We start from the raw sequence: 23,090 nt of genomic DNA on the forward strand, positions 1-23,090 counted from the left end.
GACTAGGAGCCCTTCTGGATCGAGTCGGAGCCGCCGTCGGCGGTCCCGGGGTGGGAGGGGGAGGAATCGGGGCCGGCGAGCCGGCGGAGCTCGTCGACCAGTCGTCGTCGGAGCGCGGGGTCGGCCACGCGGAGGTAGCTGTCCACGACCTCCTCGCCGCGAGGCGACCAGGAGAGCACGAGCAGCCCGCCCTCCTCGACCGCGCGGTCGATGGCGTAGGAGCCTTCGCCCGCGCCGCGGAGGAGCGCCGCGGGGATCACGGTCTCGCGCTCGCCGACCGGAGCGATCACCACGCCGCGCTCGTGCAGGCGGAGCGTCGCCCGGCCGCGGAAGCCGAGGCCCGGCAGCACCACGCGCTCGAGCGGCTGCTCGAAGCGGGTGGTCGCGACGTAGGGCAGCTCGACCGCCTCGCGCTCGGCACCGAGCGACGCGGCGGGCACGGCCTCGGGGGCGAGCGCGGCCGAGCGGCGCCGGCGCGCGCGCCAGGACAGCGCCATGCCGAGGAAGACGAGGGCGACGGCCGCGGCGATGACGATCGCGATGGCGGTCCTATCCACGGGCGCCCCTCGCTGCCGCGGCGACGGTCGCCGCGTCGACGAGCTCGCCGTCGAGGACGGTCGGGACGCCGCGGTGCAGCGTCGCGACGACGCGGCCCGGCAGCTCGCGGCCGAGGTACGGCGAGTTGGTGCTGCGCCCGCGCAGGTCGCCGGTGGAGAAGCGGCGGCGGACCTCGGGGTCGTAGAGGACGACGTTGCCCGCGGCGCCGACGGCGAGGCCGTGCTGGTAGCCGTCGAGCCGGCCGATCCGCGCGGGGGCGGAGGAGAGCACGCGGGTGACGTCGGACCAGCTCAGCCGGCCGTCCTCGACGACCGCGGCGTGCACGACGCTCAGAGCGCTCTCGAGGCCGACCATGCCGAACGCGGCGGCGTCCCACTCGCAGTCCTTCGCCTCGACCGGGTGCGGGGCGTGGTCGGTGGCGACGATGTCGATGGTGCCGTCGGCGAGGGCCTCGCGGAGAGCGAGCACGTCCTCGTCGCGCCGCAGCGGCGGGTTGACCTTGTACCGGGCGTCGTAGCCCGGGGCGCCGTCGATCCCCGCGATCAGCTGCTCGGAGAGGAGCAGGTGGTGCGGGGTGACCTCGGCCGTCACGTCGATGCCGCGGGCCTTGGCCCAGCGGATCACGTCGACGGAGCCGGCGGTGGAGACGTGGCAGACGTGCAGGCGCGAGCCGACGTGCTCGGCCAGCAGGACGTCGCGGGCGATGATCGCCTCCTCCGCCACGGCCGGCCAGCCCTGCAGCCCGAGGGCGCTGGAGACGGCGCCCTCGTTCATCTGCGCGCCGACGGTGAGCCGCGGCTCCTGCGCGTGCTGGGCGACGACCCCGTCGAAGGCCTTCACGTACTCGAGCGCGCGGCGCATCAGCAGCGCGTCCGAGACGCACTTGCCGTCGTCCGAGAAGACCCGCACCGCGGCACGGCTGCGGGCCATCGCGCCGAGCTCGGCGAGCGACTCCCCCGCGAGGCCGACGGTGACCGCGCCGATCGGGCGGACCGTGGCGTAGCCCGCGTCCTCGCCGAGGCTCTGCACCTGCTCGACGACACCGGCCGTGTCCTGCACCGGCGAGGTGTTCGCCATGGCGAAGACCGCGGTGAAGCCGCCCGCGGCCGCGGCGCGCGTGCCGGTCAGCACCGTCTCGCTCTGCTCGAAGCCGGGCTCGCGGAGGTGGGTGTGCAGGTCGACGAGGCCCGGCAGCGCCAGGAGCCCGTCGGCGTCGATCACGCGCGCGCCGCTCGAGTCGACGTCGGTGCCGATCTCGACGATCGTCCCGCCGTCGATCAGGACGTCGGCCGTCGTCTCGTCGGCGAGCGTCGCTCCCGAGAGGAGGATCCTCGTACCGGTCATCACAGGACCTCCCTTTCACCGGACAGCAGCAGGTACAGCGCCGCCATCCGCACGGACACCCCGTTCGCGACCTGCTCGAGCACCGTGGAGCGGCTCGAATCGGCGGCGGCCGAGGAGATCTCGACGCCCCTGTTCATGGGTCCGGGGTGCATCACGATGGTATCCGGGCCGAGGCGGGCGAGCCGCTCGTCGTCCAGGCCCCAGATCCGCGCGTACTCGCGGCCGTTGGGGAAGAAGCCGCTCGACATCCGCTCCAGCTGGATGCGCAGCAGCATCACCACGTCCGGCAGTCCGGAGTCGATCGCGTCGTCGAGGTCGAAGCGGATGGTGGCCGGCCAGTCGAGCGTGTCGACGGGGACGAGCGTGGGAGGCGCGACGAGGGTGACCTCCGCGCCGAGCGCGGTCAGCAGCCAGACGTTGGAGCGGGCGACCCGCGAGTGCAGGATGTCGCCGACGATCGTGACGGCGACGCCGTCGAGGCTCTTGCCGCGGGAGGCGGCGGCGCCGTGCAGCCGACGGCGGATGGTGAAGGCGTCGAGCAGCGCCTGGGTCGGGTGCTCGTGCGTTCCGTCGCCGGCGTTGAGGATGGCGGCGTCGATCCAGCCGCTGGCCGCGAGCACCGCCGGGGCGCCGGAGGCGTGGTGGCGGATGACGACGCCGTCCGCGCCCATTGCCGCGAGGGTCTGCGCGGTGTCCTTGAGGCTCTCGCCCTTCGAGACGCTGGAGCCCTTGGCGCTGAAGTTGATGACGTCGGCCGAGAGCCGCTTCGCCGCGGCCTCGAACGAGATGCGGGTGCGGGTGGAGTCCTCGAAGAAGAGGTTGACCACGGTCTTGCCGCGCAGGGTCGGCAGCTTCTTGACCTCGCGGTTCTGCACGTCGGACATGTCCTCGGCGATGTCGAGGAGGCCGATCGCGGTGGCGCGGTCGAGGTCGCGGGTGGAGAGCAGGTGCCTCATCGGGTGCCTCCGTCCGGTGCGGACTCGATCGCGACGAGGTCCTCGCCGTCGGTCTCGACCAGGCGGACGTTGATCCGCTCGCTGAGGCTGCTGGGGAGGTTCTTTCCGACGAAGTCCGCGCGGATCGGCAGCTCGCGGTGGCCGCGGTCGACCAGGGCGGCGAGCCGCACGGCGCGCGGGCGGCCGATGTCGCTGAGCGCGTCCAGGGCTGCGCGGATGGTGCGGCCGGAGAAGAGCACGTCGTCGACCAGGACGACGGTGCGGCCGTCGATGCTCGCCGGGACGGCGGTGCGCGCGGGCGTCCGCGTCGGGTGGTGGGCGAGGTCGTCGCGGTACATCGTCACGTCGAGCGAGCCGGAGAACACCGGGTCGGCCCCGGGCTCGATCCTGGCGATCGTCTCGGCGATGCGCCGCGCGAGCGCGACTCCGCGGGTCGGGATCCCGAGGATCACCAGCGACTCCGCGCCGCGATTCGACTCGAGGATCTCGTGAGCGATGCGCGTGAGAGCGCGCGTGATGTCAGCGCTGCTGAGCACGATTCGTGCCGTCACACCGACCTCCTTCCCCGTCTCTCTGGACGGCCTTAAAGGAAATGCCTCCCCGAGTATAGGGGTCCGCCTGCCGCGGACGCGGAGCATGCAGATCGAGCGGCGAGGCGAAGGACTCAGCGGCGGTCCTTCCTGCTGGTCGAGTAGCCCCGCAGGGGCGTATCGAGACCCGCCGTCCTCAGCCGGGCGGATCTGCAGACCCACGTTGTGACGCTGGTGGATCTCGATATGCCCGCTCCGCGGGCTACTCGATCAGCATGCAGCGGGACCCGCGGGGGTCAGGCCGTCGCGTGCGACTCGGCGACGGAGGCGAGCAGGCCGTTGATGAAGCCGGCCGAGTCGTCGGTGGACAGCAGGGTCGCCGCCTCGACGGCCTCGGAGATCGCGACGCCGTCCGGGACCGCGTCGTTGTGCAGGATCTCCCACACGCCGATCCGGAGGATCGCGCGGTCGACCAGCGGCATGCGCGAGAGCGTCCAGCCCTTCGCGAGCTGCGCGATCAGCGCGTCGATCTCGTCGGCGTTGTCGATCACGCCGTCGACGATCTCGCGGGCGTACAGCCAGGAGGCCTCACGCGCCGGCTCGTTGGCCGCGCGCTCCGCCTCGGAGCGCAGCGACTCCGAGAAGGAGATCTGCCGCACGTCGGCGTTGTAGATGATGTCGAGGGCGCGCTTGCGCGCCTTCGTCCGAGCGCTCACGGAAGGCCCGGCTCAGCTGACGCGGCCGAGGTAGTCGCCCGTGCGGGTGTCGACCTTGACCTTGGTGCCCTGCTCGAGGAAGAGCGGGACCTGGATCTGGTAGCCGGTCTCGACGGTCGCGGGCTTGGTGCCGCCGGTCGAGCGGTCACCCTGCAGGCCGGGCTCGGTGTAGGTGATCTCGAGCACCACGGAGGCGGGGAGCTCGACGTAGAGCGGGTCGCCGTCGTGCAGCGCGAGGGTGAGGTTCTGGTTCTCCAGCATGAAGTTCGCCGCGTCGCCGACGACGGCCTCGGGGACCGTGATCTGGTCGTAGTCCGAGGTGTCCATGAAGACGAAGTCCGCGCCGTCGCGGTAGAGGTACTGGAAGTCGCGACGGTCGACGTTGGCCGTGTCGATCTTGGCGCCGGCGTTGAAGGTCTTGTCGACGACCTTGCCCGTCAGCACGTTCTTCATCTTGGTGCGCACGAACGCGCCGCCCTTGCCCGGCTTCACGTGCTGGAAGTCGATGACGTTCCAGAGCTGACCGTCGATGCTGAGGACGGTGCCGTTCTTGATGTCGGTGGTAGAGGCCATGCGAAGGGGGATCCGTTTCGTGGAAGTCTGCTGATCGGCCGATCCGGCCAACCCATCGAGTGTAGTCGGTCCGGCCCGCGAGCGGCCGGGCCGCCTCCCCCGGCCGGACGATGCGGGCACGGAGGCGCCCGGAGCAGACTGGAAGGACGCCTACGACCGAGGAGGTCGCATGACCCTCAGCACCGCTCACTCCGGGATCGTCTCCGCGGCGGCCCGCTCGGACTTCTTCGCCCCGACGCTCCCGGCCCAGAACATCGCTCCGCCGTGGTTCGCGGTCGTCTTCGCGGTCGTGCCGATCGTCATCGTCGCGGTGATCGTCCTGATCATCGTGCTGATCGTCCGCAACGTGCGCCGTGCCAAGCAGCTCGGCGTCGACCCGACCACGATGCGGACGGACATGGCCGCCCGCTACCTCCGCCACGGCGTCGGCCCGGCGGGCTCCTCGCTCACCGACCGCCTGGCCGAGCTCGACCGGCTCCGCGCGGCGGGCTCGATCAGCGCCGAGGAGCACGCCCGCGCCCGCGAGGCCGCGTTCACCGGCGACCGCGGGCCGGACGACCGGCGGGGCTGACCCCGCAGGTGCCGCTACGCGCCGATCTCCTGGTAGGCCGCGAACAGCAGCGACGTCTCCGGTCCCTGCAGGATGCTCGGGCGCGCCAGGTCGTCGAGCACCACGAACCGGAGCATGCCCGCGCGCGACTTCTTGTCGCGCTGCATCGCGGCGAGCAGCGTCTCCCACCGGCCGAGCGGGTAGCTCGTCGGCAGCGTCAGCGACTCGAGGACGCTGCGCTGGCGATCGACGACGGCGTCGCTAAGCGAGCCGGTGAGCCGGGAGAGCTCCGCTGCGAACATCATGCCGACCGAGACCGCCGCGCCGTGCCGCCACTGGTAGCGCTCGGCGTGCTCGACGGCGTGGCCGAGGGTGTGCCCGTAGTTCAGGATCTCCCGCAGGCCCTGCTCGGTGAAGTCCTCGCTCACCACCCGGGCCTTGATGCCGATCGACAGCTCGACCAGGCTGCGGAACTCCTCCGACGTCGGGTCGGTCGCGAGGTCCACGTCCGACTCGATGATGTCGAGGATGCGCGGCTCGGCGATCATGCCGTACTTCACGATCTCGCCGAAGCCGGCCAGGATCTCGTTGCGCGGCAGGCTCGTCAGCACGTCGAGGTCGGCGACGACGGCGCGGGGCGCGTGGAAGGCGCCGACGAGGTTCTTGCCCTCGGCCGTGTTGATGCCGGTCTTGCCGCCGACGGCCGCGTCGACCATGCCGAGCACCGTGGTCGGCACCTGCACGAGGTCGACCCCGCGGAGCCAGGTCGCGGCGACGAAGCCGGCCAGGTCGGTGATCGCGCCGCCGCCGAAGCCTACGACCGCGTCGGTCCGGGTGAAGTCCGACTGCCCCATCACCTGCCAGCAGAAGGCGGCGACCTCGACGCGCTTGGCGGCCTCGGCGTCGGGCACCTCGGCGAGCAGCACCTCGTAGCGCTCGAGGAGGCTCTCCCGGATCTCGGCGGCCAGGACCGCGAGGGTCGGCGGGTGCACGATCAGCACCTTGGCCGCTCGCGGGCCGATCGCGTCGGCGAGGCCGTCGAGGAGGCCGCGGCCGACCGTGATGTCGTAGCCGTTCTCTCCGGTGACGGTGAGGGCGGTGGCGCCGTCGTTCATGCTCTTCTTCCGGTCGGGCGGCCGGTGGGGGCCGCCGGTTCTGTGGTGCTGGTGGATTCGGTGGTGCCGGTGGACTCGGTGGTGCCGGTGGACTCGGTGGTGCTCGCAGCGGAATCGCCGGCGGCCGCCTCGCGCTCGCGCACCCAGGCGGTCACCTCGGCGGCCAGGGTCGTGATCGGGCGGCGCGAGGAGTCGACGACGGTGTCGGCGAGCGACTCGTAGACCGCGCGTCGCGACTCGAAGATGCGCGTCCAGTCCGCGACGCCGCCGCGCACCAGCGGGCGGCCGGAGCCGAGCCGGTCGCGCACGGCCTCGGCGGTCGTGGTCAGCAGCACGACGGGGACGCCGGCCAGGTCGGCGCGCGTGCCCTCGTCGAGCACCGCTCCCCCGCCCAGGCTCAGCACGACGGCGCGCCGGACGGCCTGCTCGACGACGCGGCGCTCCTCGATGCGGAACGACGCCTCGCCGTGCAGGTCGAAGTACGCGGCGATCGGTCCGTGCCGGCGCACGAACTCGGCGTCGGAGTCGACGAACTCGGCCGCGAGGGCCTTCGCGACCCACTTGCCGATCGTCGTCTTGCCGGCCCCCATCGGGCCGATCAGGACGACGCGGGCGCGGGCCGCGCCGGTATCGTGACCCGCCATCAGCGGGCCCGCCCAGGTAGGTGCTCGGGCATCAGACGAGACCGAGCGCCGGGTCGCTGGCTGCGAGGGTGCGCAGCTCCTCCGGGATCGCGTCGAGGTAGCCCTGCAGATTGCGGCGGGTCTCGACGACGCTGTCGCCGCCGAACTTCTCCAGCACGGCGTTCGCGAGCACCAGGGCGACCATCGCCTCCGCGACGACGCCCGAGGCGGGCACCGCGCAGACGTCGGAGCGCTGGTGGTGCGCGCCCGCGGCCTCGCCGGTGGCGACGTCGACGGTGCGCAGCGCGTGCGGGACGGTGGCGATCGGCTTCATGCCGGCCCGGACCCGCAGGACGGTGCCCGTGCTCATGCCGCCCTCGGTGCCGCCGGCGCGATCGCTCGAGCGGCCGATGCCGCCCTCGGCGACGAAGAGCTCGTCGTGCGCCTCGGAGCCGCGGCGGGTGGTGGTCAGGAAGCCGTCGCCGACCTCGACGCCCTTGATCGCCTGGATGCCCATCAGCGCGGCGGCCAGCTGCGCGTCGAGCCGGCGGTCCCAGTGCACGTAGGAGCCGAGTCCCGGCGGGAGGTCGTAGGCGAGGACCTCGACGACGCCGCCGAGGGTGTCGCCGTCGTCGTGCGCGCGGTCGACCTCGGCCACCATCAGTGCGCTGGTGGCGGCGTCGTGGCAGCGCAGCGGATCGGCGTCCAGCGCGTCGACGTCGGCGGGGGTCGGCAGGGCCGAGCCCTCCGGCACGCGGACCGGGCCGATCGCGAGGGTGTGGCTGACGAGGGTGATGCCGAGCTCGCCGAGGAAGCGGCGGGCGACGGCGCCGAGCGCGACGCGGGCGGCCGTCTCGCGGGCCGAGGCGCGCTCGAGGACGTTGCGCGACTCCTCGAAGCCGTACTTCTGCATGCCGACCAGGTCGGCGTGACCGGGGCGCGGGCGGGTGAGCGCGGCGCCGCGGCCCTTGGGCAGCGTCTCGGGATCGCGCGGCTCGGCCGCCATCACGTCGACCCAGCGCGCCCACTCGGTGTTGCCGATGCGCAGCGCGATCGGGCCGCCTGTCGTGCCGCCGTGGCGGATGCCGGACGAGACGTTCAGCTCGTCCTGCTCGAACTTCATCCGGGCGCCGCGGCCGTAGCCGAGCTTGCGCCGAGCGAGGTCGGCGCGGACGTCGTCGAGGGAGACGGGGACACCCGCCGGCAGTCCTTCGAGGACGGCGACGAGTTCGGGGCCGTGGGATTCCCCGGCCGTGAGCCAACGGAGCATCCTCCGATTCTCGCATACGCGCCCGACCGGACTCGCGCCCCGCGGGCTCAGTCGGTGGAGTCGGCCGGCAGCGTCGCCCGCATCGCCGCGAGCACGGCGTCCTCGCCCGGCAGCGGCACGGCCGGGTCGCCGCCGACGAACACCCGCACCTGCAGCAGCGCCTGGTGCAGGAGCATCCCCAGCCCCGACACGACGGGCGAGCCGGCCGCGCCCCAGCGCAGCGCGAGCGGACTCGGCCAGGGCGAGTAGGCCACGTCGAAGAGCGTCGAGGCCGCGACCACCGCATCCGGCACGGCCAGCTCCGCAGAGGCGGCGCCCGGCAGCGTCGAGACGAGCAGCGGCGCCGCGTCCGTGCCGTCCCAGTCCGAGAACGGGCGGACGTCGAGGGCGACGCCGACGGCGGCTGCGATCGCGGCCAGCGGCGCGGCCTTCTCCGGCGAGCGGAGTGTGACGGTGACCCGCGCCGCGCCCAGCTCGGCCGCCGCGGCGAGGGCGGAGGCGGCGGTCGCCCCTCCCCCGAGGATCTCGACGCGCTCGGCCGAGTGCACGCCCGCCTCGCCGAGCGCCCGGACGATCCCGGCCACGTCGGTGTTGAAGCCGTGCAGGCGGGGTGCGCCGGCGGAGCAGTCGACCAGCACCGTGTTGACGGCGCCGGTCACCCGCGCGACCAGATCCTCCTCGTCGAGCAGCGGCCGCACCGCGTGCTTGAGCGGCATCGTCAGCGACAGGCCGTGCCAGAGCGCGACCGGATCGGCGACGACGGCGGCGAGCGTCGCCTCCGTCGCCTCGACCGCCGTGTAGCTCCAGCCGAGCCCGAGCACCCGGTAGGCCGCCGCGTGCAGCTCGGGCGAGCGCGAGTGCGCGATCGGCGAGCCGAGCACCGCCAGCCGGCGCCCCGCCGGCTGCCCGAGGGTCACTGGTACTCCGGGTGGTCCCGCATCCACGCCTGCCACTGCGCCACCGCAGCGTTGTGCTCCGCATCGGTGGTCGAGTACACCGTCTCGCCGGTCTCGAGGTTCACCGTGACGAAGTAGAGCCAGGTGCCGTCCGCGGGCTGCAGCACCGCCTGGATGGCGACGTCGCCCGGGTTCGAGATCGGCGCGGGCGGCAGGCCGTCGCGCTGGTACGTGTTGTAGATGTTGCTCGCGTCGTTGCGCTCGGCGTCGGTCGTGGTCACCCGGTCGGTGGCTCCGGTGCCGTAGGCGACGGTCGCGTCCGACTGCAGGCGCCAGCCCTGGTCGAGGCGGTTCTGGAAGACGCGCGCGACCTTCGGGAAGTCGTCCGCGACGCGGGCCTCGCGCTGCACGAGCGAGGCGAAGACGACGGTCCGGTAGCGGTTCTCGACCGGCACGCCCGCCGCGTCGAGCGACTGGTACATCCGGTTCACGAGCGTCTGCAGGATGTCGTGCGCCGACGTGCCCGGGTCGATGTCGTAGGTCGCCGGGAACAGGAAGCCCTCGAGGCTGGTCGCCTCGGCGGGGAGCCCGTAGGAGCCCCAGTCCGCGGCCGCGGCCTCGAGGTCGGCGAGGGCGACGCCCGAGCCGTCCGCGATCAGCGGCAGCGCGCCCTTGAGCGAGGTGCCCTCCGGGATGACGAAGGTGTTCGCGAGCCGGGTCGAGTCGGAGTCGAGCAGCGCCGACAGCGCCGCCTTCGCGCTCATCTCCGCCTTCAGCGAGTAGGCACCGGGCTGGAAGACGGGCTCGGGATTCTCCGCGAGGAGCAGCTCGTAGAACGGCGTGTAGGACTTGATGACGCCGTCCGCGACGAGGTTCTCCGCGATGGTGCTGCCGCCGTCGCCCTGGTGGATGGTGAAGACCACCTCGCTGGTGCCGGTGCCGGTGAAGTCGGTCGGCTCCGGCTCCGCGAACAGCGCGCGGACGGGCTCGACGAAGATCGTCACCGCGATCGCGACCAGGGCCACGAAGACGCCGAAGGCGAGGAGCCCGCCGATCAGCCCGCGACGGCTGCGTCGGGGCCTGTTCTCGCGCTTCGCGCGGCGGCGGCGGGTGGAGGGGGCGGCGTCGGGGTGCGCGGCGGCGACGGCTTCTCCGCGGTCGCGCGGGGCGCCGACCTCGGGGCCGGCGAACAGGTGGTCGATCGAGTCGGGCGCCGTCGGCTCCGTCTCAGAAGCGGGGTGCTGCTCCGGGTCGTGCGGGAGCTGACTCTGCTGATCGGCCTCCGCGGCGCGGGCGGCGCGGCGGCTCGGGGGGACGTCGGTCACGGCTGGGTCGTCCTTCGTTCGGTTCGAGCGCGGATCCGGCGGGGGTACCGGACGAGCGCTCGGAATCGATGGCGTGCTGCAGGATCACCACGGCGGCGACCTGGTCGATCACGGCGCGGGAGCCGCGGGTGCTGCGTCCCGAGCGGTGGAGCGCGCTCTGGGCGCTCACCGTCGAGAGCCGCTCGTCCACGAGCCGCACCGGGGCGGTCGGGACGGCGGAGGCGAGGCGCGCCGCGAAGGCGCGGGCGTCGTCCGTCGAGGCCGTCTCGGCGCCCGACAGCGACAGCGGGAGGCCGACGACGATCGCCGACGCGCCGAACTCGGCGGCGAGGGCCGCGATCCGGGCGACGTCGGCGCCGTCCGGCGCCTCCGCGACGCGCGCGACGGTCTCCACCGGCACAGCGAGGAGGCCGTCGGCGTCGCAGCGCGCGACACCGATGCGGGAGCGGCCCACATCGATGCCGAGCCGGACGCCGAACCTCTCCATCTAGCGCGTCGCCTCCTCGACGACGGCGTCGAGCGCCGCGCCGATGGCGGACACGTCCGAGCCGCCGCCCTGGGCGAGGTCGTCCTTGCCGCCTCCGCCGCCGCCGAGGACACCGGCCGCGCGACGGGCGAGCACGCCCGCCTTCCGGCCGAGCTCGCGGGCGGCGGGGGTGGTCGCCACGATCACGGCGGGCTTGCCGGCGACGTCGGCCGCGAGGGCGACGACCGCCGCGTCCTGGCCGAGGCGCTCGCGCACCGAGATGACGAGCGAGCGCAGCTCGTCGCCCGAGCCGGCCGTGCCGATGTTCTCGGCGACGATCGTCACGCCGTTGATCGAGCGCTTCGTGGCGGCGATCGCGGGGACGCGCTCGGCGAGAGCGCGGGCCTCGAATGTCGCGATCCGCTTCTCGGCGGCCTTGAGGCTCGCGACGAGCTCGGCGATCCGGTCGGGCAGCTGCTCGCGCGGGGTCTTCAGCGAGGACGAGATGGTGCTGACCAGCGCGCGCTCGGCGACGAGCTCGCTCAGCGCCTCGCGGCCGACGAGCGACTCGACGCGGCGGTTGGTCGAGCCGACCGAGGACTCGCTGATCAGGCTGATCAGCCCGATCTCCGCGGAGGTGCCGACGTGGGTGCCGGCGCACAGCTCGCGCGACCAGGGGCCGCCGATGTCGACGACGCGGACGACCTCGCCGTACTTCTCGCCGAAGAGCGCCATCGCGCCGAGCGCCTTCGCCTCGTCGAGCGGGAGCTCGCGGGTGACGACCTCGAGGTTGTCGCGGATGGCGCCGTTGGCGATGTCCTCGATCTCGCTGCGGGTCTCGAGCGAGAGCGCCTGGTTCCAGGAGAAGTCCAGGCGCAGGTAGCCGGCCTTGTTGAACGAGCCGGACTGGTGCGCCTGCGGGCCGAGGACCTGGCGGAGCGCGGCGTGGATGAGGTGGGTGCCGGAGTGCGCCTGACGCGCGCCGCGGCGCCAGTCGCGGTCGACGACGGACGTGGCGGCGTCGCCGAGCCCGACCTCGCCGCTGGCGACCTGGACCTTGTGGCTGATCAGGCCCTTGACCGGCTTCTGCACGTCGAGGACCTCGAGGTCGAAGCCGTTGCCGACGATGCGGCCGGCGTCGGCCTCCTGACCGCCCGACTCCGCGTACAGCGACGTCGCCTCGAGGATGACCTCGGCGATGTCGCCGGCGACCGCCTTCTGGACAGCGTGGCCGCCGACGATGAGGCCGAGGATCCGGGACTCCGTGTCGAGCACGTCGTAGCCGGTGAAGAGCGTCTCGCCCTTGGCGCGGAAGTCGGCGTAGACCGAGAGGTCGGCCAGGGCGTTCTTCTTCGACTTCGCGTCCGCCTTCGCGCGGGTGCGCTGCGCCGTCATCAGCGAGTCGAACGCCTCGCGGTCGACGCTGAGCCCCGACTCCTCGGCGATCTCGAGCGTGAGGTCGATCGGGAAGCCGAAGGTGTCGTGCAGGAGGAAGGCGGTGTCGCCGGGCAGGGTCGCCGCCTCGGCCTTCTTGGTCTTCAGCACCGCGAGGTCGAGGATCTCGGTGCCGGCCGCGAGGGTGCGCAGGAACGCCTCCTCCTCGCCGTAGGCACTGGTCGACAGGCGCTCGAACTCGGTGGAGACCTCGGGATACGCCGAAGCCATCGCGTCACGCGAGGCGGTGAACAGCTCGGGGAACGTCGCGGTGTCGACGCCGAGCAGGCGCATCGCGCGCACGGTGCGGCGCATCAGGCGGCGCAGGATGTAGCCGCGGCCCTCGTTGGACGGCGTGACGCCGTCGGAGAGCAGCATGAGCGAGGAGCGGACGTGGTCGGCGATGACGCGCATCCGCACGTCGTCCTCGTGCACGGCGCCGTAGCGGCGGCCGGAGAGCTCGGCGGCGCGGTCGAGCACCGGGCGCACCTGGTCGATCTCGTACATGTTCTCGACGCCCTGCTTGAGGAACGCGACGCGCTCGAGACCCATGCCGGTGTCGATGTTCTTGCTCGGCAGCTCGCCGAGGATGTCGAAGTCGACCTTGCTCGTGCCCTGCCCGCGCAGGTACTGCATGAAGACGAGGTTCCAGATCTCGACGTAGCGGTCGTCGTCGGTGGCCGGGCCGCCGTCGACGCCGTAGGCGGGCCCGCGGTCGAAGAAGATCTCCGAGCAGGGCCCGGCGGGACCGGGCTGGCCGGTCGACCAGTAGTTGGTGTCCTTGTCGAGGCGCTGGATCCGCTCGTCGGGCAGTCCGGCGATCTTCTTCCAGAGCGCGATGGCCTCGTCGTCGTCCTTGTAGACGGTGACCCAGAGGTCCTTCTCGTCGAAGCCGAGGTTGCCGTCGCTCTCACTGCCGGTGAGGAGCTCCCAGGCGTAGCCGATCGCCCCCTCCTTGAAGTAGTCGCCGAAGGAGAAGTTGCCGTTCATCTGGAAGAACGTGCCGTGGCGAGGGGTCTTGCCGACCTCCTCGATGTCGTTCGTGCGGATGCACTTCTGCACGCTCGTCGCGCGGTCGAACGGCGCGGGGACGACCCCGGTGAGGTAGGGCACGAAGGGCACCATGCCGGCGACGGTGAAGAGGAGGCTCGGGTCGTCGCTGACGAGGGAGGCGGAGGGGACCACGGTGTGCCCGCGGCTTCCGAAGAAGTCGAGCCAGCGGTTGCGGATGTCTGCGGTCTGCATGGGTTCCGTTACGTTTCGGTCGACCGGGTCGACGCGGGTGTCTGTCAGGTGGGGCGGTTCCAGCGGGTCGTGCGGGTCTGGCGGGTGCGCCGGGACGGGCGGGGCCTCAGCCCTCGCCGATGGCGGCCTTGAGCTCGGCCTCGCGCTGGTGGTAGCCCTCGGAGACGGCGTCGCCGAGCTCCTTCGCCGTGCGGTTGAGGTCCTCGAAGAGACGGGCACCCGCCTCGGTGCGCGCCACCTGGTGCGCGACCGCGAATCCGAGGCCGATCCCGATGACGATCAGCACGATGTTCTTCACAGCGATTCCTCCCACAGCGTTTCCTGCTCACGGCAGCCGGCCCGAGGGCGCGACGACCCCCTCGATTGTAGGGCGCGGGCAGGGGGCTACCTGGAGGACGACCTGCGGGTGCGCCGAGAGCGGCGCGCGGCGCCGCGTCCGACCGCGGCGCCCGCCTTGTCGGCGGTGCGGCCGGCGACGAGGACGGCGCGGACTCCGGCGGTGAAGCCGGCGAGCTTGATCAGCGGTCCGCCGATGGTCGCGGCCGTGAGGGCGACGAGCGCGTTCACGTTGCCGGTGACCTCGGCCACGTCCTTCGTGATGGTGTCGACGCGGGCCAGCTGCTGGTTCGCCTCGCGCAGCGTCGACGCCGACTCGTCGAGGATCGGGGTCAGGCCGTCGCTGGCCTGCTTGATGGCCTCGCTCGTGCTGTCGAAGACCCGTCCGAGCTTCCAGAGCGGGATCGCGGCGACGGCGACGAGGATCGCGAACACCCCCGCGGCGATGAGCCCTGCGATGTCTCCACCGGACACGATGACCTCCGTTTCGGCGCCGCCGGATGCGGCACCCCAGCCTACCGACGGTGCGCGGCGGCCCCGGCTCCCCCGGCGACGGCCGGCTCGAGCGCACCTCGGGCACGCGGAACGACCCCCGGCACGCCGGAACACGCGGATCCCGCGAGCCGGAGCTCGAACCACGAGCCGAACCTGCGTCCGGCGGACCTCCGGCACGCGGAAACTCCTCCAGCACGCCGGAGCACTCGGATCCCACGAGCCGGAGCACGAATCACGAGCCGAACCTGCGTCCGGCGGACCTTCGGCACGCGGAAACACCTCCGGCACGCCGGAGCACGCGGATCCCACGAGCCGGAGCTCGAATCACGAGCCGGACCGGCGCGGCCGCACGGCGGCGGCCATGAGCCGAGCAGGCCCGGGAACGAGGAAAGGCCCCGGCAGGAGCCGGGGCCTTCCAACGGGGGTGCGCTGACTAGCGGGCCGCGTAGTACTCGACGACGAGCTGGACTTCGCAGGTCACGGGGACCTCGGCGCGCTTCGGGCGGCGCAGGAGCGTCGCCTGGAGCTTGTCGATCTCGACCTCGAGGTAGCCCGGGGTCTTGGGGAGGACGTCGACGTGTCCGCCGGCGGCCGCGACCTGGAAGGGCTCGGTGCCCTCGGAGCGGGTCTTGACGTGGATGACCTGGCCCGGCTTCACGCGGAAGGAGGGACGGTCGACCGTCTGGCCGTCCACCATGATGTGGCGGTGGGTGACGAACTGGCGGGCCTGCGCCGTGGTGCGGGCGAAGCCCGAGCGCAGGACGAGGGCGTCGAGACGCATCTCGAGGAGCTCGACCAGGTTCTCACCGGTCAGGCCCTGGGTACGGCGCGCCTCCTGGAAGGCGATGCGCAGCTGCTTCTCGCGGATGCCGTACTGGGCTCGCAGACGCTGCTTCTCCCGCAGGCGGACCGCGTAGTCGGAGTCGGCCTTGCGCTTCGAGCGGCCGTGCTCACCGGGAGCGTAGGGACGCTTCTCGAGGTAGCGGGCGGCCTTCGGGGTCAGGGGGATGCCGAGGGCGCGCGAGAGGCGCGTCTTCGAACGGGTACGTGAGGTGGTCGACACTGTGGTCCTTCCAGAGTCTGAGAGGTTCGGTCGCAGTCCTCGTCCGCCGGCTCCGGGAGGAGGGCGGGCGCCGAGGTCGTGTCCCCCCGCGGGTGCGGGAGGCAGGGTGACCGCGGTGGCGGACTGCGCGATTCAGAGGGATGCGCTGCTCCGCTCGGCTACAGAGCGGTGGGCAACCTCGCAAGACTACCAGGCGCGGGGGCCGGCGTCACGCGCGGCCGCGGATGATCCGCAGCAGCTTCGCCAGCCGGGCCGACACGTCGCGCTCGTTGCCGTGCTCGGTCGGCGCGTAGTAGCGCGCGCCGCGGAGCTCGTCCGGCAGGTACTGCTGCTCGAGGACGCCGAGCTCGGCGTCGTGCGGATAGCGGTAGCCCTTGCCGTGCCCGAGCCGCTTGGCGCCCGGGTAGTGCGCGTCGCGCAGGTGCGGCGGCACCCGGCCGGCCTTGCCCGCGCGGACGTCGGCGATCGCCCTGTCGATGGCGGTGTAGGAGGCGTTCGACTTGGGCGCGGTGGCGAGGTGGACGACCGCCTGCGCGAGCGGGATCCGCCCCTCGGGCATGCCGATGAACTGGACCGCGTCGGCCGCGGCGATCGCGACGACGAGCGCCTGCGGGTCGGCCATCCCGATGTCCTCGGAGGCGGAGACGATGATCCGGCGGGCGATGAAGCGCGGGTCCTCCCCCGCCTCGATCATCCGGGCCAGGTAGTGCAGCGCCGCGTCGACGTCGGAGCCGCGGATCGACTTGATGAACGCGCTGATGACGTCGTAGTGCTCGTCGCCGTTGCGGTCGTAGCGCAGCAGCGCGCGGTCGACGGCCCGGGCGACCACCTCGACGGTGATCAGCGGGAGCTCGGGCTCCTCCGCCTCGGCGGGCTCGGCGGGGTCCTCGTCGTCGTCGTCCTCGTCGTCCCCCTCCACCGCGGACGCCCGCGCGACGCGGTCCGCCTCGCGCGCCTCCGACCTCGCGGAGGTGGCGGCGGCCTCGAGCGCCGTGAGGGCCCGGCGCGCGTCCCCCGACGCGAGCCGGACGATGCTCGCCCGCGCCTCGTCGTCGAGCCGCACCGAGTCGCGCAGCCCGCGCTCGTCGTGCAGCGCCCGGTCGACCAGGAGCCCGAGGTCCTCGTCGTCGAGGGTGTTCAGCGTCAGCAGCAGGGAGCGCGAGAGCAGCGGGGCGATCACCGAGAAGGACGGGTTCTCGGTCGTCGCCGCGATGAGGATCACCCAGCCGTTCTCGACGCCGGGCAGCAGCGCGTCCTGCTGCGCCTTGGTGAAGCGGTGGATCTCGTCGAGGAAGAGGACGGTCGACGTGCCGTAGAGGTCGCGGGTGGAGAGTGCCTCCTCCATCACCTGGCGGACGTCCTTCACGCCGGCCGTGACGGCGGAGAGCTCGACGAAGCGCCGGCCGCTGGAGTGCGCGACGGCCTGGGCGAGCGTCGTCTTGCCGGTGCCGGGCGGACCCCAGAGGATGACGGAGACGGCGCCGCGCTCACCCGTGGTGTCGGCCGCGAGGGCCACCAGCGGCGAACCGGGCGTCAGCAGGTGCCGCTGCCCCGCGACCTCCTCGAGGCTCCGGGGACGCATGCGCACGGCGAGCGGTGTCGCCCCGGAGCGGAGTCCGGCCTGCTGCATGGTCATCGCACCAGCGTAACGACGGCCTCCGACAGTCGGCCCCGGCGCCGACCCGGCACCCGGCGCCGCGGCGTCCGGCGAGGGCGCGGCGATTCTCGTAGGCTCGACGCGCTCCGCGCTCGCGCGGGGCCGCGCCGGACGCAGGCGCGACGCACGACGGCGGAGGAACACGTGGCCCAGGGCAGGACGAACGATCGCGAGGCGCGCACCCGGCTGAGGGCCTATCAGGCGCGGCAGACCCTGCACCGCACGCGCGCCAAGCGCCGGGTCCGCGACAACGTGATCGCGGCCGTCGCGGGCGTCATCGTGATCGCCCTCGCGGTCGTCGCACAACTCCTCTATTTCTCCGGCGGCCCGGGCACCCCGGTCGCCGAGCCGACGTCCTCCGAGAGCGCGACCCCCACGCCGACCCCCGAGGCGACCGGCCAGAACACCGGAGACGTCCCCTCCGCCGACCTCGCCGAGGGCCGCGACTGGACCGGCACGATGTCGATCAACAGCGACGAGCTCGGCATCACCCTGGCCGGCGCGGCTGCCCCGCAGGCCGTCTCCTCCTTCCTCTCCCTGTCGCAGTCCGGCTTCTACGACGGCGTCTCCTGCCACCGCCTGACCACCGAGGGCCTCTACGTCCTGCAGTGCGGTGACCCGAACGGCGACGGCACCGGCGGCCCCGGCTACAGCTACGGACCCGTCGAGAACGCGCCCGCCGACGGCGTCTACCCCGCGGGCACGATCGCCATGGCTCGCCAGGGCGGCAACGGCTACAGCCAGGGCAGCCAGTTCTTCGTCGTCTACCAGGACACCCAGCTCCCCGAGGACGCGGCGGGCGGCTACACGGTGGTCGGGCAGGTCACCTCGGGTCTCGATGCGCTGATCGCCGACGTGGTCGCGAAGGGCACAGCGGACGGCTCCGGCGACGGCGCTCCCGCCGAGCCGGTCACGATCGGCGGCATCACGCTGCAGTAGCCCTCGTGCGCGCCGCCGGCGAGCGGCGCGCACGACCCGCGGGACCGCGGACGAACGGGGGCGCGGGGAGTGCAATAGGCTTGTCGTCACTGCCCGTTCGCGGCTGAGCGCGGTCGTCGGCCTCCGGCTGTCGAGCACCGAGGCCGAGGGGCGGGACGACAGCGAAAGGCGGCACCCGATGCTGACTCCAGACGGCGACATCGACACCGTGTCCACCCCCGGCACCGTGTCACCCGACGACAGCGCGTCCTCCGAGACGACCGACGCTCCCGAGAGCACCGGCGCCCCCGAGGGCGCCGACGGCCCGGCCGAGACGGACGCTCCCGAGACGGGAGAGGACTCCCCCGAGGCGGCGACGTCCGGATCCGAGACGGCCGAGGCGGCGACCTCCGACGACGTGGCGGCACCCGAGGAGGCAGCGACCACCGTCGAGGCGGTGCCCTCCGACGAGGCGGTGACTTCCGACGAGGCGGTGACTTCCGACGAGGCCTCGACCTCCGAGGAGGCGACGACTCCCGAGGGCGCGGTGCCTCCCGCCGTCCCGACGGCTCCCCGCCCGCAGGCGGGCGCCCGGCAGCCGTGGGGCCGCGTGGGCGACGACGGCACGGTCTACGTCCGCGTCGGCGACGAGGAGCGCGAGGTCGGCCAGTACCCCGACGCGACTCCCGAGGAGGCCCTCGCCTACTACGAGCGCAAGTACACCGAGCTCGCCGGGCAGGTCTCCCTGCTCGAGCAGCGGGCCAAGCGCGGCGCTCCGGCGAACGACGTGTCGCGCGGGGTGCAGACGCTCACCGCGGCCATCTCGCAGGCGCACGCCGTCGGCGACCTCGCCGCCCTGCAGGCCCGCGTCAGCGCGCTGAGCGGTTCGGTCGAGGATCTGACCGAGCAGCAGGCCGCCGAGACGAAGGCCGCTCTCAGCGACGCGATCGCGCACCGCGAGGCGATCGTCGCCGAGGCCGAGGCGCTGGCCGCCGTCGACCCGGCGAAGACGCAGTGGAAGCAGGCCAGCGCCGCGATCGACGACCTCTTCGCCCGCTGGCAGAGCCACCAGCAGCAGGGTCCGCGCCTCCCCAAGAACGACGCCAACGAGCTGTGGCGCCGCTTCCGCGGGGCGCGCACGACGATCGAGCAGAACCGCAAGGCGTTCTTCGCCGACCTCGACTCGGCGCACCGCGAGGCCAAGCAGGCGAAGCAGTCGCTGATCGACCAGGCCGACGCCCTGGTCTCGCGCGGCGCCGAGGCGATCCCGGAGTACCGGGCGCTCCTCGAGCGCTGGCGGGTCGCCGGTCGCGCCGGCAAGCGGTTCGACGACGCCCTCTGGGCGCGCTTCAAGGCCGCCGGCGACGCGATCTACGGCGCGAAGGCCGAGGCCGTCGCGCAGGAGAGCGTCGAGTACACCGAGAACCTCGACCTCAAGCTCGCCCTCCTCGAGGAGGCCGAGCCGCTCCTGCAGGAGCAGGACCGCGAGAAGGCCAAGCGCGTGCTGCTCTCCGTCCAGGAGCGCTGGGACGCCGTCGGCCGCGTGCCGCGCGAGCAGGTGCGCACCGTCGAGGACCGCCTCCGCAAGGTCGAGGCGCACGTGCGCAAGCTCGACGAGGAGCACTGGAACCGCAGCAACCCCGAGCGCAAGGCGCGCTCGGAGGGTCTCGCCTCGCAGCTGACCGCCGCCATCCAGAAGCTGCAGGACGAGCTCGACGAGGCGAAGGCCCGCGGCGACCGCGCCGCCATCGCCCAGGCGCAGGAGGCCCTCGACGCCCGCAAGGTGTGGCTGGACGCCCTCGGCTGATCCCGGGTGCACCGAGAACCACTCCTCGAGCGAGGTGGATCTCGATACGCCCGCGGCGCGGGCTACTCGATCAGCATGAACAAGCGTCCGTGACCGGCATGCTGGTCGAGTAGCCGCCGGAAGCGGCGTATCGAGACCCACCCCTCGGACGACGTTGATCTCGATACGCCCGCTGCGCGGGCTACTCGATCAGCATGAGCACGCGTCCTTGACCGGCATGCTGGTCGAGTAGCCGCCGGAGGCGGCGTATCGAGACCCACCGCTCGCCGGCGGGAACCGCACGACGCCGGCTCGGGCGGATCCGTCCACAGATGTGCCGCGGCTGTCCCGCGGGGACGGCGGCTCGGCCAGCATGGGCGGATGACGCGCCTCCTCCCCTCCGTGCTGCTCCCGGGGCAGCTGCCGCTCGCGGAGCTCTGCGCCGCCCGTCTCGACGGCGAGGTCGTCGCGCTCGACGAGGGCTTCCTCCTCGCCGATCTGCCGGTCGGCCCGGCCGAGCGCGGGGCGGCGCTGCGGGCGGTCGTCCCGGCGAAGGCGGTGGCGGACCGGCTGTCGGCCGCCTGGGTGCACGGCGCGATGCCCGCCGCTCCCCCGGTGCACAGCGCCTCCATCGACCGACGGAACCGGCTGCACCCGCCGATGCTCGCGCGGGTGCGCTTCCACGAGGTCCGGCTCACCGACGAGGACGTCGTGCTCCTCGGCGGCTGCTCCGTCACGACCCCCGAGCGCACCCTGATCGATCTGGCGCGCACCCGCAGCACCTGCGACGACGATCTCCTGCGCAGCCTGGTGTCCGTCACCGGCGTCTCGCTCGAGCGGGTGCTCGAGCGATTGGACAGCGGCCCTCCCGTCTCGAGCCGCCGGATCGCCCTGCTCCGCCTGACCGCGGCCCTCGGCTGACCCGGCACGGAGCCTCGCTCCAGGCCGGCCGCGCCGGCCGATCAGCCCGCGTTCACCCGGTAGACGTCGTAGACGGCGTCGATCCTGCGGACGGCGTTGAGCACCCGGTCGAGGTGCGTGGTGTCGCCCATCTCGAACACGAACCGGCTGATGGCAAGTCGGTCGCTGGAGGTGGAGACCGTGGCCGACAGGATGTTCACGTGGTGCTCGGAGAGCACGCGCGTCACGTCGCTGAGCAGGCCGGACCGGTCGAGCGCCTCGACCTGGATCTGCACCAGGAAGATGCTCTTCGAGGACGGCGCCCACTCGACGTCGACGATCCGCTCCGGCTCCTTGAGCAGCTCCTGCACGTTGTGGCAGTTGGCCTGGTGCACCGAGACGCCGGCGCCGCGGGTGACGAAGCCGACGATCTGATCGCCCGGCACCGGGGTGCAGCACTTCGCCAGCTTGACCAGGATGTCCGGTGCGCCCTTGACCAGGACCCCGGACTCGCTGCTGCGGCTGCGCGGACGCGGGGAGCGCGGGAGGGTGACCTCGTGCTCGTCCGACTCCGGGTCGCCCTGGATGGTCGCGACGACCTTCTCCAGCACCGACTGGGTGGAGACGTGCCCCTCGCCGACCGCGGCGTAGAGCGCCTCGACGTCGTTGTAGCGGAGCTGACTGGCCACCTCGGTGAAGGTGTCCTGGCTCATCAGCTTCTGCAGCGGCAGGTTCTGCTTGCGCATGGCCCGCGCGATGGAGTCCTTGCCCTGCTCGATCGCCTCGTCGCGGCGCTCCTTGGTGAACCACTGGCGGATCTTGTTGCGGGCCCGCGGGCTCTGCACGAAGTTCAGCCAGTCCTGGCTCGGGCCGGAGTCGGGGTTCTTCGAGGTGAAGACCTCGACGACGTCGCCGGTGGTCAGCGAGGACTCAAGAGGCACGAGGCGACCGTTGACCTTCGCGCCCATGGTGCGGTGGCCGACCTCGGTGTGCACGGCGTAGGCGAAGTCGACCGGGGTCGCGCCGGTCGGCAGGCCGATCACACGGCCCTTGGGCGTGAAGACGTAGACCTCCTTCGCACCGATCTCGAAGCGGAGGGAGTCGAGGAACTCGTTCGGGTCGGTCGTCTCGGACTGCCAGTCGGACAGGTGCGCGAGCCAGGCGAGGTCGGTGTCGTTCGAACCGGAGGCGACCTTGCCCGTCGCCATCTGCTCCTTGTACTTCCAGTGCGCCGCGATGCCGAACTCGGCGTGCTGGTGCATCTCGTTGGTGCGGATCTGGATCTCGACCGCGCGGCCCTTCGGCCCGATCACCGTGGTGTGCAGCGACTGGTACAGGTTGAACTTGGGAGTCGCGATGTAGTCCTTGAAGCGCCCGGGCATCGGGCTCCAGCGCGCGTGGATCGAGCCGAGCACGGCGTAGCAGTCGCGCACCGAGTTGACCAGGACGCGGATGCCGACCAGGTCGTAGATCTCATCGAAGTCGCGGCCGCGGACCACCATCTTCTGGTAGATCGAGTAGTACTGCTTCGGCCGGCCGACGACGCGGCCGCGGATCTTGCCCGCCCGCAGGTCCTCGCCGATGAGGTCGATGATGCTCTGGACGAACTCCTCGCGCTGCGGGGTCCGCACCTTCACGAGGCTCTCGATCTCGTTGTAGATCTTGGGGTAGAGCACCGCGAAGGACAGGTCCTCGAGCTCCCACTTGATCGCCTGGATGCCGAGGCGGTTCGCCAGCGGCGCGTAGATCTCGAGGGTCTCGGTCGCCTTGCGGGCCGCGGACTCGGCGGGGACGAAGCCCCAGGTGCGCGCGTTGTGCAGGCGGTCGGCCAGCTTGATGATCAGAACGCGGATGTCCTTCGACATCGCCACGATCATCTTGCGGACGGTCTCGGCCTGCGCGCTGTCGCCGTACTTGACCTTGTCGAGCTTGGTGACGCCGTCGACCAGCATCGCGACCTCGTCGCCGAAGTCGGCGCGCAGCTCGTCGAGCTTGTAGTCGGTGTCCTCCACTGTGTCGTGCAGCAGCGCGGCGGCGATGGTCTTCGAGCCGATGCCGAGGTCGGCGAGGATCTGCGCGACGGCCAGCGGATGCGTGATGTACGGCTCGCCGCTGCGGCGCTTCTGGTTCGCGTGCGCCCTCTCGGCGACCGAGTAGGCCCGCTCGATCAGCGCGATGTCGCTCTTGGGGTGGTGCGTGCGCACGGTCCGGACGAGCGTGTCGACCGCGCCGGACGGCTGCGCGCGCGAGAAGATCCGCGGGACCAGCCGGCGCAGGGCGGCGGTCGAGGACGTGGTCGTGGTGTCGCTCACGCGGAGATCTCCATCGCCTCAT

The 23,090-nt window shown here is 72.5% G+C and carries 21 protein-coding genes and 1 pseudogene; 4 read left to right on the top strand and 18 right to left on the bottom strand.

The window, feature by feature from the left end:
* Positions 1-2: 2 nt before the first annotated feature.
* The 6 genes from EDF35_RS12620 to efp form a co-directional block, all read right to left on the bottom strand.
* Entirely contained in the window at positions 3-557 is a 555-nt protein-coding gene (locus EDF35_RS12620) for a hypothetical protein (RefSeq protein WP_123733055.1), read from the bottom strand.
* Positions 550-1,902, bottom strand: a complete 1,353-nt coding sequence (locus tag EDF35_RS12625) for a dihydroorotase (protein WP_133962560.1) — start codon at positions 1,900-1,902, stop codon at positions 550-552. Before EDF35_RS12625 ends, EDF35_RS12620 begins: the two co-directional genes overlap by 8 nt.
* Entirely contained in the window at positions 1,902-2,858 is a 957-nt protein-coding gene (locus EDF35_RS12630; RefSeq protein ID WP_123704396.1) for an aspartate carbamoyltransferase catalytic subunit, read from the bottom strand. Before EDF35_RS12630 ends, EDF35_RS12625 begins: the two co-directional genes overlap by 1 nt.
* Entirely contained in the window at positions 2,855-3,409 is a 555-nt protein-coding gene (pyrR, locus tag EDF35_RS12635) for a bifunctional pyr operon transcriptional regulator/uracil phosphoribosyltransferase PyrR (RefSeq protein ID WP_123733053.1), read from the bottom strand. The genes EDF35_RS12630 and pyrR overlap by 4 nt, the downstream gene beginning before the upstream one ends.
* Before the next feature lie 275 nt (positions 3,410-3,684).
* A complete protein-coding gene (gene nusB / locus EDF35_RS12640; RefSeq protein WP_123446217.1) occupies positions 3,685-4,104 on the bottom strand; it encodes a transcription antitermination factor NusB in 420 nt (139 codons plus the stop codon).
* Positions 4,105-4,116: 12 nt separating this feature from the next.
* Entirely contained in the window at positions 4,117-4,677 is a 561-nt protein-coding gene (gene efp, locus EDF35_RS12645; RefSeq protein WP_123446216.1) for an elongation factor P, read from the bottom strand.
* Between the two features lie 169 nt (positions 4,678-4,846).
* On the opposite strand from efp, the gene EDF35_RS12650 reads away from it, so the two are divergent.
* Positions 4,847-5,248, top strand: a complete 402-nt coding sequence (locus tag EDF35_RS12650) for an SHOCT domain-containing protein (protein WP_133962561.1) — start codon at positions 4,847-4,849, stop codon at positions 5,246-5,248.
* Between the two features lie 14 nt (positions 5,249-5,262).
* On the opposite strand, the gene aroB is transcribed toward EDF35_RS12650, so the two are convergent.
* The 11 genes and pseudogenes from aroB to EDF35_RS12705 all read right to left on the bottom strand — a co-directional run bounded on the left by aroB (position 5,263) and on the right by EDF35_RS12705 (position 17,131).
* Positions 5,263-6,342, bottom strand: coding sequence for a 3-dehydroquinate synthase (gene aroB / locus EDF35_RS12655; RefSeq protein WP_133962562.1), 1,080 nt, complete (start codon positions 6,340-6,342; stop codon positions 5,263-5,265).
* A complete protein-coding gene (locus tag EDF35_RS12660) occupies positions 6,339-6,986 on the bottom strand; it encodes a shikimate kinase (protein WP_133962563.1) in 648 nt (215 codons plus the stop codon). The genes aroB and EDF35_RS12660 overlap by 4 nt, the downstream gene beginning before the upstream one ends.
* A gap of 31 nt (positions 6,987-7,017) precedes the next feature.
* On the bottom strand, positions 7,018-8,235 hold the full coding sequence (gene aroC / locus EDF35_RS12665; RefSeq protein ID WP_123704404.1) for a chorismate synthase: 1,218 nt from the start codon (positions 8,233-8,235) through the stop codon (positions 7,018-7,020).
* 47 nt (positions 8,236-8,282) lie between these two features.
* A complete protein-coding gene (locus EDF35_RS12670) occupies positions 8,283-9,152 on the bottom strand; it encodes a shikimate dehydrogenase (protein WP_133962564.1) in 870 nt (289 codons plus the stop codon).
* The gene (gene mltG / locus EDF35_RS12675; protein WP_166674095.1) at positions 9,149-10,456 is read right to left on the bottom strand and encodes an endolytic transglycosylase MltG; all 1,308 of its coding nucleotides are present in this window, start codon (positions 10,454-10,456) and stop codon (positions 9,149-9,151) included. Before mltG ends, EDF35_RS12670 begins: the two co-directional genes overlap by 4 nt.
* 25 nt (positions 10,457-10,481) lie before the next feature.
* Positions 10,482-10,943: pseudogene (gene ruvX, locus EDF35_RS12680) on the bottom strand (Holliday junction resolvase RuvX); the annotation flags it as partial.
* Positions 10,944-13,601 (bottom strand): alanine--tRNA ligase, encoded by a 2,658-nt coding sequence (alaS, locus tag EDF35_RS12685; protein WP_133962566.1) that lies wholly within the window; start codon positions 13,599-13,601, stop codon positions 10,944-10,946.
* Between the two features lie 106 nt (positions 13,602-13,707).
* Positions 13,708-13,899 carry a hypothetical protein gene (locus EDF35_RS12690; RefSeq protein WP_123446208.1) on the bottom strand — a complete coding sequence of 64 codons (192 nt, stop codon included), beginning with the start codon at positions 13,897-13,899 and terminating at the stop codon, positions 13,708-13,710.
* A gap of 86 nt (positions 13,900-13,985) precedes the next feature.
* On the bottom strand, positions 13,986-14,411 hold the full coding sequence (locus tag EDF35_RS12695; RefSeq protein WP_123446207.1) for a DUF948 domain-containing protein: 426 nt from the start codon (positions 14,409-14,411) through the stop codon (positions 13,986-13,988).
* Between the two features lie 454 nt (positions 14,412-14,865).
* On the bottom strand, positions 14,866-15,495 hold the full coding sequence (gene rpsD, locus EDF35_RS12700; RefSeq protein ID WP_123446206.1) for a 30S ribosomal protein S4: 630 nt from the start codon (positions 15,493-15,495) through the stop codon (positions 14,866-14,868).
* Between the two features lie 208 nt (positions 15,496-15,703).
* The gene (locus tag EDF35_RS12705) at positions 15,704-17,131 is read right to left on the bottom strand and encodes a replication-associated recombination protein A (RefSeq protein ID WP_133962567.1); all 1,428 of its coding nucleotides are present in this window, start codon (positions 17,129-17,131) and stop codon (positions 15,704-15,706) included.
* A 165-nt stretch (positions 17,132-17,296) separates the two neighbouring features.
* On the opposite strand from EDF35_RS12705, the gene EDF35_RS12710 reads away from it, so the two are divergent.
* The 3 genes from EDF35_RS12710 (at position 17,297) to EDF35_RS12720 (ending at position 20,777) form a co-directional block, all read left to right on the top strand.
* Positions 17,297-18,091 carry a peptidylprolyl isomerase gene (locus tag EDF35_RS12710; protein ID WP_123704418.1) on the top strand — a complete coding sequence of 265 codons (795 nt, stop codon included), beginning with the start codon at positions 17,297-17,299 and terminating at the stop codon, positions 18,089-18,091.
* 178 nt (positions 18,092-18,269) lie between these two features.
* Positions 18,270-19,877: a DUF349 domain-containing protein gene (locus EDF35_RS12715; protein WP_133962568.1), complete on the top strand. Its 1,608-nt coding sequence runs from the start codon at positions 18,270-18,272 to the stop codon at positions 19,875-19,877.
* A gap of 360 nt (positions 19,878-20,237) precedes the next feature.
* Complete coding sequence (locus tag EDF35_RS12720) at positions 20,238-20,777, top strand: type IV toxin-antitoxin system AbiEi family antitoxin (RefSeq protein ID WP_133962569.1); 540 nt, start codon at positions 20,238-20,240, stop codon at positions 20,775-20,777.
* Between the two features lie 41 nt (positions 20,778-20,818).
* Here EDF35_RS12720 and EDF35_RS12725 read toward each other — a convergent pair whose 3' ends face one another.
* Positions 20,819-23,068 carry a bifunctional (p)ppGpp synthetase/guanosine-3',5'-bis(diphosphate) 3'-pyrophosphohydrolase gene (locus EDF35_RS12725; RefSeq protein ID WP_123446201.1) on the bottom strand — a complete coding sequence of 750 codons (2,250 nt, stop codon included), beginning with the start codon at positions 23,066-23,068 and terminating at the stop codon, positions 20,819-20,821.
* Between the last annotated feature and the right edge of the window lie 22 nt (positions 23,069-23,090).

Origin of the sequence: Rathayibacter sp. PhB151 (assembly GCF_004366415.1) — a bacterium.
Lineage (GTDB): Bacteria > Actinomycetota > Actinomycetes > Actinomycetales > Microbacteriaceae > Rathayibacter > Rathayibacter festucae.

Bases quoted from the DNA above. Each gene is read 5' to 3' on its own strand.
- EDF35_RS12625 (WP_133962560.1), bottom strand. From the start codon at position 1,902: ATGACCGGTACGAGGATCCTCCTCTCGGGAGCGACGCTCGCCGACGAG.
- EDF35_RS12630 (WP_123704396.1), bottom strand. From the start codon at position 2,858: ATGAGGCACCTGCTCTCCACCCGCGACCTCGACCGCGCCACCGCGATC.
- efp (WP_123446216.1), bottom strand. From the start codon at position 4,677: ATGGCCTCTACCACCGACATCAAGAACGGCACCGTCCTCAGCATCGAC.
- EDF35_RS12650 (WP_133962561.1), top strand. From the start codon at position 4,847: ATGACCCTCAGCACCGCTCACTCCGGGATCGTCTCCGCGGCGGCCCGC.
- aroB (WP_133962562.1), bottom strand. From the start codon at position 6,342: ATGAACGACGGCGCCACCGCCCTCACCGTCACCGGAGAGAACGGCTAC.
- EDF35_RS12660 (WP_133962563.1), bottom strand. From the start codon at position 6,986: ATGGCGGGTCACGATACCGGCGCGGCCCGCGCCCGCGTCGTCCTGATC.
- aroC (WP_123704404.1), bottom strand. From the start codon at position 8,235: ATGCTCCGTTGGCTCACGGCCGGGGAATCCCACGGCCCCGAACTCGTC.
- alaS (WP_133962566.1), bottom strand. From the start codon at position 13,601: ATGCAGACCGCAGACATCCGCAACCGCTGGCTCGACTTCTTCGGAAGC.
- EDF35_RS12705 (WP_133962567.1), bottom strand. From the start codon at position 17,131: ATGACCATGCAGCAGGCCGGACTCCGCTCCGGGGCGACACCGCTCGCC.
- EDF35_RS12715 (WP_133962568.1), top strand. From the start codon at position 18,270: ATGCTGACTCCAGACGGCGACATCGACACCGTGTCCACCCCCGGCACC.
- EDF35_RS12720 (WP_133962569.1), top strand. From the start codon at position 20,238: ATGACGCGCCTCCTCCCCTCCGTGCTGCTCCCGGGGCAGCTGCCGCTC.